Genomic DNA, 13,503 nt, shown 5'->3' on the forward strand with positions numbered 1-13,503 from the left:
CGGAGGCGCGAGCCCGAACGCCGAAGGCTCGGCGACGACCGCATACGCAATGGCGACCGCAGCGAGACCGATCAGCCAGTGCATAGCAGCGACGAGTTCGCGCATCTTCGTCATCTCGACTTTCGCTGCAATGTATGAGCCCGCTGCCCATCATACGCATCCTTACCATACAAGCCTGACAATAATCGAAACTGGGATTCCTCTCTGTAAAAGCTGTTTGTGCAAGGGGTTTTGAGCTTGTCCGCCGTTGTCTCGACGTAAGGACTTTCCCGAATTCGAGAACAACTGCGCGAGGACTTTTCGTGAGATCAGCCGCAGTATTTCGATCTGACGCCGGTCGGCAACCCTAAGCGCCATGCGGAGTGCGGGGCGGTAGGGCGGCTGCAACTTCTGTGACTGACAGAGGAACGCCGTCGAACGATCCCGTACGCAGGCCACACAAAACCCTTGCTGCGATTCACCATTCTGGTATGGTAGATCAGAACAGGTGAGCGGACGCGGTGCGCCATTTGTGCGGACATCCCGTTGGACCGCTCTCGCGGACGTCTAGCGTCGTTGCGCGCCTACCTACGTTCGAATGCAAGTTGCACCGAGCAACACTGGAGACAAGCAATATGAGCCGCATTCCTTTGGCGGAGATGCAGAAGATGATCACGTCAGCGTTTCTGAACGCCGGTATGAATGAGCAGGACGCACAGACGTGTGCTCGCATCCATACCGAGTCGACCTGTGATGGAGTCAACTCTCATGGCGTCAATCGTGTCGCTCGATTTGTGGACTACGTGAACAAGGGGTGGATCAATCTCGAAGGGAAGCCCTCGCTGGTTAAAAGTCTGAGCGCGATTGAGGTCTACGATGGCAACCGTGGGCCTGGGGTTCTGAACGCACTTTTTGCCACCGACCGTGCGATGGAGATTGCGGAGCAGCAGGGGGTAGGAATCGTCGCGCTGCGGAACACGACACATTGGATGCGGGGTGGCGCCTACGGTTGGCGAGCGGCGGATCGCGGCTACATCGCGATTAGCTGGACGAACACCGAGTCTTGCATGCCCGCCTGGGGAGGCAAGGATACGCGGGTTGGGAATAACCCCTTCGTGATGGCCGTGCCGCGAGCAAAGGGAAATATTGTCCTCGACATGGCAATGTCCCAGTACTCCTACGGCAAGCTCCAAGTCACCCGACTCAAGGGAAAAGACATGCCTTTCCCGGCGGGTTTCGACAGCCATGGCAATCTCACGGTCAAACCCGGTCCGATCGAGGCTTCGATGCGAATCCTGCCGATGGGGTATTGGAAGGGCTCCGGTTTCGCGATCATCCTCGATGTGCTTGCTGCGGTCCTCTCCGAGGGTTTGGCAACAAATGAAATCGACAAGATTCAAGAGGGTAGCTGCACAGGCTGCTCGCAGATTTTCATTCTGATCGATCCGCGAAAGCTTGGAGGCGAAGCTTTTACGAACCAGGTCGCAGATAGCGTTGCGGACTACGTCAATAGCTCGGAACTGGCTGAGGATAGCCGAGAGGTGCTCTACCCGGGACAAAGCGCCCTCAGGACGCGAAACGAGCAACGCGAAAACGGAATCGTCGTGGATGACACCGTTTGGTCTGAGGTGTTGGCTCTGGCGGCGGCAAAGGTAGGAACGTCCACGGACTCGTGAATACCGATGGCCCGTGGCCCGCACAAATATACTGCGGTGATTCTTTGGTCGTACGCTGCGGTCATTTCTCCTGACGCCCATACAAGTTGATTAATTCGACCACTGCCGCGCCGCTATATCCGTTGTTTTCATCGGAGGATGACAACCATGAAAGCAGATCTCGCCCTCGACATGAGTTCGAGCATAAGTATTGAAGAGGAGGATGCCCTTTATAAGAAGGTCATCCTCCGGATTGTACCGTTGTTTTTTATCGGATTTATTCTGTCGTACCTCGATAGAGTAAATATAAGTTTTGCCAAACTTCAGATGGCGGCTGATTTTGGTTTGACCAATGCGTCTTTTGCTGTCGGCGCCAGCGTTTTCTTCTGGGGGTACATGCTGTTCGAAATCCCCAGCAACCTCGTTTTGCAAAAGGTCGGCGCGCGAGCGTGGATCGCACGGATCATGATCACGTGGGGAATCGTGTCCATGTTGATGATATTTTCCAGGAGTGAACCGGTCTTTTATTCGCTTCGCTTCTTGTTGGGCGTCTGCGAGGCTGGATTTGTTCCCGGTGTGATGTATTACACGAATACGTGGCTGCCTTCGAAGCGTCAAAGCGGGATGTATTCACTGTTCCTGATGGCGTTGCCGATCGCAGTTGTGCTTGGTGCACCGATCTCAGGGGCGATTCTTGAATCCATGAACGGCGTGGTGGGAATCAAGGGATGGCAGTGGCTGTTTATCCTTGAAGGTCTGCCTTCGGTTGTTCTCGGCGTGGTCATTCTACTGCTGCTCAGGAATAAACCGAGCGACGTCAAGTGGCTCACCGACAGTGAAAAGAGAATCATCGAGACCAACGTTGCCCGCGAGGCCGCGCACAAGTCGCATCGCGTTGCGGATGCGTTTAAATCCGGCAAAGTCTATGCGCTGATTGTAGTCATGGTTTTATTCAACACCGGATTTTACGGCTTGACTTTCTGGATGCCGACACTTTTCAGGAACTCCGGCATCGACAACAGCTTTCACGTTGGGCTCTACACCGCCATTCCTTTCGGCGCCGCTGCATTCTGCATGTTTTTCAACGCCAAGAAAGCTGAAAGGTCTGGTCGGATGCGCTTGCATGGAATGGTTCCTGTTTTACTGGCTTCCATCGGTCTTTTTCTGGCAACCCTCTTTCATGATCAGTTCTGGTTCTCACTTGCGATGCTGACGATGGCCGCATCTGGGATTCTTTCCTTGATGCCGATCTACTGGACGTTGCCCGGTCGAGTCCTGTCTGGTTCGGCGGCCGCAGCGGGGCTTGCGCTGATTAATTCCTGTGGTAGTTTGTCCGGCGTATTGGGGTCATTGATCATCGGTTATTCTGGCATTCAGGTGGGTATGTATATCCTTTCAGCCTTCCTATTGCTGTGTGGGATGCTCTTTTATCTGGTTTGTCCGGCTAAGACAGCGTGACCACGCGGCGATAGAGAGTATCTGCCCGTCTCTATCGCCTACTTGAACAATGCGACGTTCGGCCGTTCATTCTCTTTGGTCTCGGATGGCCGGTGTGGGCTGATATCGTCCACCCTGGCCAATTCTTCCGAGCAGAAGTGCGTCGAATGGACTTGCCGCTAGAAAAGTGACGTCGTTGGCGCGCTCGTATACCACGCTCCCAATTTATGCGTCGATGTGCTCCGCTACGCGGATTGCACCGCGGTTGACGCTTTAGAGAGAAATAACGTTTGACGGCGGATTCGCACCGATCTACTTTCCTTTCTGGCAGAAACAACGGAATCATCCGCAGAGGGAAGAGGCCATGAAAACCACTTCGTTGACGTTGTATATCGACGGAAAGTGCCCGCTATGCGTTGTGCGTTTAGATCCCCTTCATGGCGCGGTCCCTGCCTGATGCACCAATTTAATGTCATGACCGACATGCGAAACGCGCCATACATCAAAAGCCGGTTGCTGATCGTCGCGGCGCTCGCGTTGCCCGCGTTCGTTTTCACCATCGGCTGTAAGTCGACGGCGACGCCGTCCGCGACCGCGCCGCGGGAGATCGCCACTGACGACGCTGCGCTTGCCATCAGGGTGCACCGGGCGCTCGTCGCGGAACCGGGGTTGAGAGCGTTGCCGATGAGCGTCGCGACGTATCGGGGCGTTGTGCAGTTGTCGGGATACGTGGATTCGGAGGTACAGATCCAGAAAGCGCTTGCCGTGACGCGCGGCGTGCCGGGGGTGCGATCCGTGAGCAACGATCTGCACCTCAGGCCGCAATGACGCGCCTTCGCCGAAAACAGATGACGAACCAAGTAACGCAGGAGAGGGCGCCAAAACGAGGGCTGTCTCACAAGCGACAGGATCCTGGCGCGAGACAGCAATGCGTGTGCTGCGCGAGGGCGGTTCCGCCAATGGCATAGTGCATCTGCGTTTTGATGACCATTCCCCTGCGCTCCATGACGGTCACCGGTTTCCGGGCCGACCGTGAACGACCCGTAACGGTCCCTCGATATTCCCGAAAGCGGCCATTCCGCTCGGGCGCCCAAGTACCTTGCGTTATCGTTACGATGAGATCCCGTCGTTCGTCGCGTGACGCCGATTCATGCAAACCAAAGCACTTATCCATCTGGCTACAATGCTGCACCTATCGATCGTCTTGATCGCGCCATGCTCGATTTCAGGGATGCGTGGGCGTTCAGCAGCGAACACATAAGCCGTCTACGGGCTGCAAACGTGGCCATTCGCGACATGCACGCCGGCGATCTTTTTGCTCGCCGTGTTTCCGCGGCCCTTCGCCAATATTGTGCTCTATGACAACTAGCCCGCTCAGGACGCCTGTTTGCCTACAACGATGTTGGTTGCACGGTTTGCAGCGACAATATCGGCGTGGGTGGGACTGGGGCCGAGGCTGGCGAAAACCTCCGGCAACCGGTCGCGTATCCTGGGCGCAATCCCAGGAGCCGCCGCAGCCAGCGCCTTGCGCGTGGCATCCGCATCGTAGTCGCAGCAATACGTGGGGGTTGATGGCTGCTGGCGCCAGGATTCCGCGAGCAAGCCGGCATCGACCGGATCGAAGCCCATCTGATTCACAAGCTCCATCACGATTACCTTGGAGCGCAGGTCATCCCCCGCCACAGCGACGGCGAGGCGGCCAGGCGTCTCCTCCGGCTGGCCCAACTCTGCGAGCGTGTAGGCCAGCACGTTGTTGAATGCCTTGATGACAGGGCGCCCGATCTGTCTGGATACCCAGACGCTTTCGGGCATTCCTTCGTCGATTTCTGGAATGTGCGGGTCGCGCATGTCCGGATAGTAGTTGCCAGTGTCGACGACGATCGCGTCAGCCGCTACAGAACCAAACAAATCTGCAGGAAGCGCCTGTATGGCGGGCAGCGGAATCGAAACGATGATGACTTCCGCGCCATCGACCGCGCCGCGAACATCCACGGCTTGCGCGCCGATCTCGTCGGCGAACTCTCGAACACCATCCACGCCACGAGAGTTCGCGACGCGGACTTCATGGCCTGCCGCGCTTAACTTCCGGGCCAGGGAAGCGCCAATGTTTCCTGTTCCGACGATCCCGATTTTCATAGCTGTATCCTCAATGTCGCATCCAGCACCCACTTTAGCTGGCTTATGTGGTAATGGTAAGTACCGACTAAAAAGTAAGTAGCATACCGAGGTGTTTGTGTCTCAAGAGCGTGAATGGAACTGCGAAGATCCCAAAAAGCGGCTTGAATGGGCCGAGGCGACGACAGAGGCCCTCCGGGTTCTGGAGGGCAAGTGGAAGATCGTCATCATTTGCCAGCTGTTTGCCGCAAAAGGCCCGCTGCGATTCTCCGATCTGGAGAAGCTGATTGACGGCATCAACCAGAAAATGCTGATTCAGCAGCTCAAGCAGCTGGAGAAAGACGGCATCCTGCGGCGAACGGTGTATCCACAAGTGCCGCCGAAGGTAGAGTATGAACTTTGCGATATGGGATATGCGCTCGGGCCGTCGATGCAAGCGTTAATCGAGTGGGCCGAGATGAGGCGCAAACGTTCCGCAGGTAACGGCTACTGAGAAACAGGCCGTGTCGGCGCGCCCGCGCGTAGTCCCGCCATCACGAAGTCTATGAGCCAGGCAAGTCGCGGCTGCCACTCGTCATTGAAATCGATCTGCCAGATGCCAGCACTTGCCAGGAAGAAGTCGTCAGTGGTGACGCCAGCCCGGATGGTTCCAGCTTTCTCATTTGCATCTAGCAGCAATTGGGCGGCAGCGACTACAGGGGCATAGCCCGCCTTTCCCGAACAGTCCCGCATGAACGACACCTCTCGCATTGCGTTGGCCAGGCCAGCCTTGGTCATCGCATATTCGGCAAGGCGCTTCATCCACTCCCGCAATGCCTGGTCAGGCGGGCGCGTCTGGAGCAGGTGCTCTGCGAAGTTTGCGACCTGCCACATCTCGTAGCGATAAACCTCCATCACCAATGTCTCCCGCGTCGGGAAATGACGATAAAAAGTCCCTTGCCCGACGCCCGCCTTCCTGGCGATCGTGCTCAGTGGCACATGTGCGGAAACGGTCAATTCCGCCAGTGCAACCGCCAGGATGCGCTCGCGATTTTGTAGCGCGTCAGCGCGTGCAGGGCGATCCGTCTTTTGTGGCTGTGCCATTTGTCCCCCCGAAGTATTTTGCCAAACGGACAATTGTCCGGTACCCTACGCCTTAGCGGACACCTGTCCGTTTGACATTGTATCGATTTATCACTCTGGAGAAACACATGAAGGCTTCGGGCAATACAATCCTCATCACAGGATCGACTTCGGGCATAGGGCTCGGTCTGGCGGTGCGTTTTCATGAGGCGGGCAACAAGGTTATCGTCGCAGGCCGACGCAAGGCGCTGCTTGAGCAGATCACCACCGATCACCCGGGTATCGAGGCCATCGAACTCGACGTGGCCGACGCCAAGTCCATCGTCCAGGCGAGCGAACTGGCAGCCGCGCGTTACCCCGACTTGAATGTCGTCATCAACAATGCCGGCATCATGTTGAGCGAAAATGTTCTGGAGCCGGACTCGCTGAGGCGTGCGGAAGAGTCGATCGCGATCAATCTTCTGGGCACCATTCGCATGACCTATGCGTTCTTGCCGCAACTTGTCCGGAAAAACGATGGCGTCATCATTAATGTCAGTTCGTCATTGGCGTTTGTTCCGTTCCCTATCGCCATGACCTACAGCGCCACCAAGGCGGCCGTTCATGCGTTTACCGAAGGCTTGCGCGTCCAACTCGCCAGCACTCCCGTGCGCGTGATCGAGTTGGCGCCTCCTGGCGTGCGCACCACGTTGTTCGGTCAGGAAAGTGACGAACAGGCCATGCCCCTGGAAGACTTCCTTGACGAGACGCTCGCCCTTTTGCATGCAGAGCCCACGCCGAAGGAAATCATCGTAGAACGCGCCAAATTTTTCCGCACTGCCCAGGCTACCGGCAACTACGACAACTCCCTTGAGATGCTTTCCGCATGGAAGGCCTCGGATTGAGAGCGTCGTCAATGTCGATCGAATGCATTGTCGGCGTTTCTCTCACATGATGCTCTTCGCGTCGACTACCCAATGCGCCGACAAAGACGAGAAGAAGGCCCCTGATCGCGGGCCTTCCATGTTTGCGCAACTGTTCTTGCTAGTTATCCTTATTGAAGCGTTAAGTCATGTGCAAGTGTAGTTAGTCGTGGAAGTTATATCGCCGCTGCCATTGTAATGCGGTGCCTTGGGATAAAGGCAGACAGGCAGACTGCGTGAAGCAGTTGCGCTCGTTCGGAAAGTGTAAGTCAGTTGCGTGGGCGCCTCGCCCTGTTCTACCCACTTGATAATTGCACCCGGCCAATCGATCTGCGTGACGTCTTGCCCTGCGCCATGCGTGTTCGAAGGTACCAGGAAAAGCCTGGTATTAGTCGTCGGATCGGACAATCCCATCGTTCGAGCGATTGCAGTCGTCCTCGCGTCATTTCTCGCGTGCTCGTTTGGCGACAGCAGGTTATCGCCAATGTCGTGCCATGAGATCAGCTTCTTCCCGGAAGCAACGAACTGTGCGATCGATTGCACGTCGTTGTCGATGCCGATTTGCTTCAGGCCCAGGCCGATAATGCCGTAATCGGTGTCGGGGTTAAAGGTTGCCTGCCTCGCGGGTGTGAGCCACGACTGATCGCCTGTCGCCAGGAACGCATAGACACCACCAAGCGACCCGAAGGCCCCTCCAAACGCTGAGTAGTCTGACCAGTTGAATCCGCTATAGATGACGGTACCGTCGGAGAGCGCCATTGGCGACGAATACTTCTGCAACGTGGTCACCTGTGTCGAAGACAGGCAGAGGGCGGGATTCGGGTTGGCAGTAGACAACCCACATTGCAGTAGCGCCGGACTGAAGTGGCAAGCTGCTGCATTCGTCAGATAGCCGTCGGCAAGCCCGTCTGAAGAGTCGCATGCTGCTACCGCAGCCTGATAGGAAGCTGTGTATTGGGCGTTTGTCAGCGCCGCAGCGGTACCAGCCGTCCCACCGATCTGAAGCCATTTCGCTGTTTGTCCGGCCATGTCTTCGGTTTCGCATCCCGCCACGATACCGTCAAATTGATCCGGCCACCGTTGCGCCGCAATATAGCCTTCGCGGCCACCGTTTGAGCACCCGTTAAAGTACGACTTCGTTGGCGCTTTTCCGTAGAACGCGTTAATCACGGCTTTCGCGAACGATGTTGTTGTCCCGATCGACAGATATGCGTAGTCGGTGATCGAGGCCTGAGCCTGTGTTGTTCCAGTCAGCCAAACGGCCGGTGCGGCCTCGGCCGCCACTGCAGCCCGATTTCCACCATTCGAAGCAGCGTAGACGGCACCGTACTTTGTGATGGTTGGATTAATCGCGGTAATGGTATTGGACGTGTCAAACGTGTACGCGGTGTAGATCGTTCCGTCGAAACCGCCACCGCCATTCTGAAAATACCTCCCCGACCAGTTGTCGGGCACGTCAACCTCAATGTCGAGGAATGGCGCTCTCGTACCAGAAACCTTGCAAATCCCTGCAGTGCTAACGCCTGAGATCGGCCCCACCCGACTGGTTGCAGTCACCGTTACGCCGGCAATCATTTGTCCTCTCAGAGACTCGCACTTAGTGGTCAATTCGGCAACGGTGGCTCCGCCCGATCCAGCAGGTGGCGGCGTTGTCGCTTGTATGGAGCTGCCGCTACCGCCGCAGCCGCTCAAGTGAAATAGAACGATGGTGGTTCCGATCGCAAGGGCAATGCCCTTCAGCTGGTTACCTATCGTTTGCGGTCGCATATCTGTCTCCGTCTAGTTGTGATTCGAAGCATGGCTGCGCTGTCGTTCGCTATTACCATAGCCACCTAGTTAGGCGTCCTATCTATAAACCAGCTGTTTATTCCTTCTTTAGGTGAACATTATTCAGATCCGCAGTTCGACGACTCACGCCAACACCGATGAACAATAGAAGGGGGTGGTGCGACCTTTCGAGAAAGGCGGCCAGACGACGGTGCTGGACCGGCGAGCCTCCACGCAATTCGCGTTGGGAAGTCCATGGTCGCTGCGCTGCGAGAAATTGTCAATAGCAAATGAGTTCGCTATTGACTAACTCAGGGTTAACTCCGTCGATTGAGGAAGATGGGTCGACGGGATGCCGTCGGAGTTGGAGCGTTAGGAAGGGATGGTTAAGTAGGCGGTGACCGGCACTCAAGATTGGATTGGGCCAGCCGCACGATCAGGAAAAAGTAGCGGGCTCTGATTGTCGAGGTGGGTAGCAGACCAGGTCGCTGGCCTCAGGGCGACCTTTCCCCTGAAAAGGGAACACGAACCATTGGCATTCGGTAATTCGACCAACGAGCGCGGGTAAAACTTTGCGAAGCGCTGGTTGAGGGGCGGGACGCGTCATGGCCGACCTGTGCTCGACGGGCGGCACCGTTCACTCGTCCGACGCTGACGCTCGGGCGGGTGGCGCGCAACGTCCCCCGAACTGACACAATTGTTCACGTCCTTATAACCCTTGCCTCACAAGCAGCGGTGACGTTGGATCCCGGCGGGACTGCTAGTTGACGATGTTATTGTCGACACGCAACAGTTTCATGCTCTATGTCGCTGCCCGCACCGGGACAGCGGATTGTCGCCGATTCAGCACGAACGTCGACCGTCCGGAATTGGCCGGTTGTTGCCTGACGCGGAACAGGCCGCAAGCGGACATTCATCCGCAATCCAGGTAACAACGAACGTCGGCAAATGCCGAACTTCAGCCGTCTGGCCTACTAGTTAATGCGGTGCTTTTCATCGGTTTCACGATGACGACAATCGCCGTCCACGTGAAGATACTGACCGGTGGTCGTGAGCGACGCATGGCCGAGATTGTCACGCACGAGCCGCAAGTCGATCTGTTGGCCCGCGATATGCGACCCTACGCTGGCCTCAGCTAATGCGCTGACGCCTGCTCCAGTTGATCGGCTCGTGGCGCATGCGTTTCGCCACGGGCACGCAGTGCGTCGGCTGTGCCGCCGAAAACCTGCTTGACGATGCGGTGCAGTGCGGCGCGCGTCAACGGTTTGAGCGACTGCCCGATCGGCAGTAACAGGGGCGTGTCTTCGTCCTGAGATGGAAGTGCCGGTAGTCTCCGTTCGCGACGGTATGTCGAGAGGTCCGCCATCATCTCCAAGGTGGCTGGCACCAGCGGCTCCCTTGCCGCCTTTGCCCAGCACCTCCAGCCAACCAGAGATCTTCGCGGTTTACGACTCGGCGGCGGAAGAATCGGCCCATCGTGTTTTCACCCACTTCAGTGATCCGTAAGCCACCCAGATAGAGCAGGGCGAATAGCCAACACGTGCGCGAGTAATGCTCGCGCTCGCGGTCCGTTTCTTTCGGCACCGCCTGAATCCAGGTTTTGACCTCAAGCCACCGCTCGGGCGACAGATAGCGTGTGATACGCGGCTTTTCCTGCCTCGAAGCTCTCCCGCACCATGCCAGTTTCTCGTCCATCGACCAGCGCCGCTGACGCTGCGGCCCCCTCAATACTTCCATCACTTCTTGCTTGTTGTTAGTCATGTACACAGTCTTATGCCTACGGCCGTAGATCGATGTCCGCCACGGGAGGCAGCACCCGAGCCCAAGCAAGGATGGCGTCTGACGACTTCCATTCCGCGAGTAACGCGCTTTCTGATTTGGCCTGCACCACGCCACTATTGGCCTCAGTCGCATCCGCCTATTTGGTCTTTGCGGGTGATTTGGAGCTCTCGGGCGTGTCGACCTTTTCCAACATCGCCAGATCCGCGCAGTGCTCCTTCGAATCTGTCACCGCAACAGTAGCAATCTGATCGAACAGACTAGATAGAAACCGCTCAGCGAACATCAACTTCGCCAGCACCGGCAGCTTGATTCCTTCGCCAAAACCTGGTCCGATGCCGCTGACGCCCTTCGGCTTCCTCGGATGCCAGTTGACGGGCGACAACAGTCCGGACGCTGTCACGTCGTCACCGGTGAGGTCTGCCCGGCATGGCGCCGGGCGAGATGGGCAGAAAGGACGAACCGGCTATACCTGTCAGCTTGTTGACGCGAGGCAAAGCATCGCGGCGCACGAACAGATCGACTTGCGCCGCGCCGGCTTCGAGCGCGGTCGCGGCATTGTCGAACGCCGATGCGCTTGCGCTCACCACGCCGACTCGCTTGCCAGCTGGAACACATTGTCGCGCCGCGTCCAGATCATGATCGATGCATACATGATGTCGCCGACGGAGCCTATATTCTCCTGCGATTGCAATTCCTTATCGAAGAGCATGGCCCGTTCGCTGGAAACGCCTTTTCGGACCGAAGCCCCGCGGCTGTTCTTCCGTCAGAGACATATCTCGGCGCCACCTCCTCCGACAATAGCGTTTCATAAGCGTTTCCTATTGCGCAAGAACGAACCCGTCTTGGCGCGATTTGCAGGAACGATATACCGTTATAGCCGTGTTGCAGCGGTGTCGTGCCTACTCGTTCCTGATCTGCATGAGCCGCTCCCCTTACATCCGGAAGCGAAGATCGACCATGTACAAAGCCATCAGGAAGAACCCGTCGGCGGCTCAGGCTGCCGAAGCGATCCTTAGCGCATTGCGAGACATCCCCGTGTCTGCGCTCAGCGACAACATGCATCGCAACGTCGGCAGCGTGGGCCTGCACCCGTACCAACGGCCTGGCAAGAAGACGATGGCCGGCACCGCGGTCACGGTGCGCTCGCGTGGCGGGGATAACCTCACTTACCTGCGCGCGCTGGAGTTTTGCCGTGCAGGTGATGTCCTGGTCGTGGACGCGGGCGGCGATCTCAACAACGCCGTGGTTGGCGGCATCCTGTCGTTCTACGCAGCAAACATCGGCGTTGTCGGTTTGGTCATCGATGGCGCGATCCGTGATGTCGCGGAAATCCGCGACCGGGATTTCCCGGTTTACGCCCGTGCGGTCACACACCGGGGGCCGTATAAAGACGGTCCGGGTGAAATCAATGTGCCGGTATCGGTCGGCGGAATGGTGGTCAATCCGGGCGATATCGTCGTCGGCGATCAGGATGGCTTGCTGGCCATTCCACAGGACGCCGCCGAGCTTGTCATCGAAAAAGCGCTGGCCGTTCTGGAAGCCGAGGCTGAGACGATGCGGGCGATGAAGGAAGGCCGCTGGAACCGCGCGTTTATCGATGCGCTTGAAGCGCGATGTAATAACTGAGCCCCGCGTGGGGAAAAGGAAAGAGCCGACGTCTGCATCGCAACGTCGGCTTTTTTATGGGCGCTTTCTTTTATGTATGGCGACGAACGCGGCTTGCCGCGCCATCGTCGCTACACGTGTGCGATCAATCGAAGCTCACCAGCACCTTCATCGATTTTGAGCGATCGGCCGCTGTCTGGAACGCCTTGACCGAATCCTGATACGGGAAAATGCCCGAGATCAAGGGCTTCACGTCGATCAATCCCTTGTTCAGCAGTTCGACGGCAATGGCGAATTCTTCGTGGAAGCGGAATGCGCCGCGCAGATCGAATTCCTTGGCAACAATCACGTTGATCGGCAACGAGATGTCGCCACCCAGGCCGACCTGGACGATCACGCCGCGCGGTTTGAGCACGTCGAACGCACCGCGCAATGCTGCTGCGTTGCCGCTCGCTTCGCACAGAACGTCGAAGCTGCCCTTGTCGATGGCGAATTGCTGAAGCGCGTCCGGCGTCTCCGCGATGTTAAACGCGAGGTCGGCGCCCACCTTTTTCGCGCTGTCGAGCGGCAGCGCATTCACATCAGTTGCCACGATCATCGCCGCACCGGCTCTGCGCGCGGCCGCCACGATCAACGCGCCGATCGGCCCACATCCTGTGACGAGCACCCGCTTGCCGAGCAGCGGACCCGCGCGCCGAACGGCGTGAAGCGCGACCGAGAGCGGCTCGGCCATTGCAGCTTCGGCATCGCTCAACGAGTCCGCCACGACATGCGCCTGTGAACGGTCGATTACGATCTCCTGCCGGAATGCGCCCTGCACGTGCGGCGTACGCATTGCGCTGCCGTAGTAGCGCATATCCAGGCAGTGGTTCTGCAGCCCTTGCTGACAGTATTGACACAGGCCACACGGCCGGCTCGGGCTGATGGAAATCCGTGTGCCGACCGGCATATCCGTCACGTCGGATCCAACGCGCGCAACGGCGCCCGAGACTTCATGGCCCAGCACCATGGGCTCCTTGATGCGAATCGTGCCGAAACCGCCATGGTTGAAGTAGTGAAGATCCGAACCGCAGATACCGCCGGCCCGAACCCGTACGAGCAACTGGTTGGCTTTCGGTTCAGGCGTGGGAACGTCCTCGATGCGCAGATCGAGTGGGGCGTGAATGACAAGTGCATGCATGGTGAGGGCCTATAACGGT

12 protein-coding genes and 3 pseudogenes are annotated in these 13,503 nt (G+C 57.6%); 6 read left to right on the top strand and 9 right to left on the bottom strand.

The window, feature by feature from the left end; genetic code table 11:
• A pseudogene (locus tag BUE39_RS34295) lies at window positions 1-147 on the bottom strand (NAD(P)(+) transhydrogenase (Re/Si-specific) subunit beta); the annotation flags it as partial.
• A gap of 467 nt (window positions 148-614) precedes the next feature.
• On the opposite strand from BUE39_RS34295, the gene yiaK reads away from it, so the two are divergent.
• From yiaK to BUE39_RS18975, 3 genes are all read left to right on the top strand, one after another.
• Window positions 615-1,655 carry a 3-dehydro-L-gulonate 2-dehydrogenase gene (gene yiaK / locus BUE39_RS18965; RefSeq protein ID WP_073430265.1) on the top strand — a complete coding sequence of 347 codons (1,041 nt, stop codon included), beginning with the start codon at window positions 615-617 and terminating at the stop codon, window positions 1,653-1,655.
• A gap of 147 nt (window positions 1,656-1,802) precedes the next feature.
• Entirely contained in the window at window positions 1,803-3,092 is a 1,290-nt protein-coding gene (locus BUE39_RS18970) for an MFS transporter (protein ID WP_084561439.1), read from the top strand.
• A 462-nt stretch (window positions 3,093-3,554) separates the two neighbouring features.
• Complete coding sequence (locus BUE39_RS18975; RefSeq protein ID WP_073430308.1) at window positions 3,555-3,899, top strand: BON domain-containing protein; 345 nt, start codon at window positions 3,555-3,557, stop codon at window positions 3,897-3,899.
• Between the two features lie 546 nt (window positions 3,900-4,445).
• Here BUE39_RS18975 and BUE39_RS18980 read toward each other — a convergent pair.
• Window positions 4,446-5,207 (bottom strand): NADPH-dependent F420 reductase, encoded by a 762-nt coding sequence (locus BUE39_RS18980; RefSeq protein WP_073430267.1) that lies wholly within the window; start codon window positions 5,205-5,207, stop codon window positions 4,446-4,448.
• Between the two features lie 97 nt (window positions 5,208-5,304).
• Here BUE39_RS18980 and BUE39_RS18985 point away from each other — a divergent pair, with 97 nt between their 5' ends.
• Window positions 5,305-5,679, top strand: coding sequence for a winged helix-turn-helix transcriptional regulator (locus BUE39_RS18985; RefSeq protein WP_073430268.1), 375 nt, complete (start codon window positions 5,305-5,307; stop codon window positions 5,677-5,679).
• Here the strand turns inward: BUE39_RS18985 and BUE39_RS18990 are convergent.
• Window positions 5,673-6,269, bottom strand: coding sequence for a TetR/AcrR family transcriptional regulator (locus BUE39_RS18990; protein WP_073430269.1), 597 nt, complete (start codon window positions 6,267-6,269; stop codon window positions 5,673-5,675). The two genes, BUE39_RS18985 and BUE39_RS18990, sit on opposite strands and share 7 nt — an antisense overlap.
• A gap of 107 nt (window positions 6,270-6,376) precedes the next feature.
• Between BUE39_RS18990 and BUE39_RS18995 the strand changes: the two genes are divergently transcribed.
• Window positions 6,377-7,132, top strand: coding sequence for an SDR family oxidoreductase (locus BUE39_RS18995; RefSeq protein ID WP_073430270.1), 756 nt, complete (start codon window positions 6,377-6,379; stop codon window positions 7,130-7,132).
• Between the two features lie 165 nt (window positions 7,133-7,297).
• Here BUE39_RS18995 and BUE39_RS19000 read toward each other — a convergent pair whose 3' ends face one another.
• The 5 genes and pseudogenes from BUE39_RS19000 to BUE39_RS35915 form a co-directional block, all read right to left on the bottom strand.
• Window positions 7,298-8,917, bottom strand: a complete 1,620-nt coding sequence (locus tag BUE39_RS19000) for a tannase/feruloyl esterase family alpha/beta hydrolase (RefSeq protein ID WP_083085662.1) — start codon at window positions 8,915-8,917, stop codon at window positions 7,298-7,300.
• A gap of 974 nt (window positions 8,918-9,891) precedes the next feature.
• A pseudogene (locus tag BUE39_RS35540) lies at window positions 9,892-10,600 on the bottom strand (tyrosine-type recombinase/integrase); the annotation flags it as partial.
• A gap of 235 nt (window positions 10,601-10,835) precedes the next feature.
• Complete coding sequence (locus BUE39_RS34305) at window positions 10,836-11,099, bottom strand: hypothetical protein (RefSeq protein ID WP_083085665.1); 264 nt, start codon at window positions 11,097-11,099, stop codon at window positions 10,836-10,838.
• Window positions 11,100-11,118: 19 nt separating this feature from the next.
• Window positions 11,119-11,304: pseudogene (locus BUE39_RS19005) on the bottom strand (hypothetical protein); the annotation flags it as partial.
• The gene (locus tag BUE39_RS35915; RefSeq protein ID WP_268802000.1) at window positions 11,280-11,408 is read right to left on the bottom strand and encodes a hypothetical protein; all 129 of its coding nucleotides are present in this window, start codon (window positions 11,406-11,408) and stop codon (window positions 11,280-11,282) included. The pseudogene BUE39_RS19005 and the gene BUE39_RS35915, both read right to left, overlap by 25 nt.
• A gap of 248 nt (window positions 11,409-11,656) precedes the next feature.
• On the opposite strand from BUE39_RS35915, the gene BUE39_RS19010 reads away from it, so the two are divergent.
• Window positions 11,657-12,325 (top strand): RraA family protein, encoded by a 669-nt coding sequence (locus BUE39_RS19010; protein WP_073430273.1) that lies wholly within the window; start codon window positions 11,657-11,659, stop codon window positions 12,323-12,325.
• Window positions 12,326-12,449: 124 nt separating this feature from the next.
• Here BUE39_RS19010 and BUE39_RS19015 read toward each other — a convergent pair whose 3' ends face one another.
• Window positions 12,450-13,484, bottom strand: coding sequence for an L-idonate 5-dehydrogenase (locus BUE39_RS19015; RefSeq protein WP_073430274.1), 1,035 nt, complete (start codon window positions 13,482-13,484; stop codon window positions 12,450-12,452).
• Between the last annotated feature and the right edge of the window lie 19 nt (window positions 13,485-13,503).

Source organism: Paraburkholderia terricola (assembly GCF_900142195.1).
GTDB lineage: Bacteria > Pseudomonadota > Gammaproteobacteria > Burkholderiales > Burkholderiaceae > Paraburkholderia > Paraburkholderia terricola.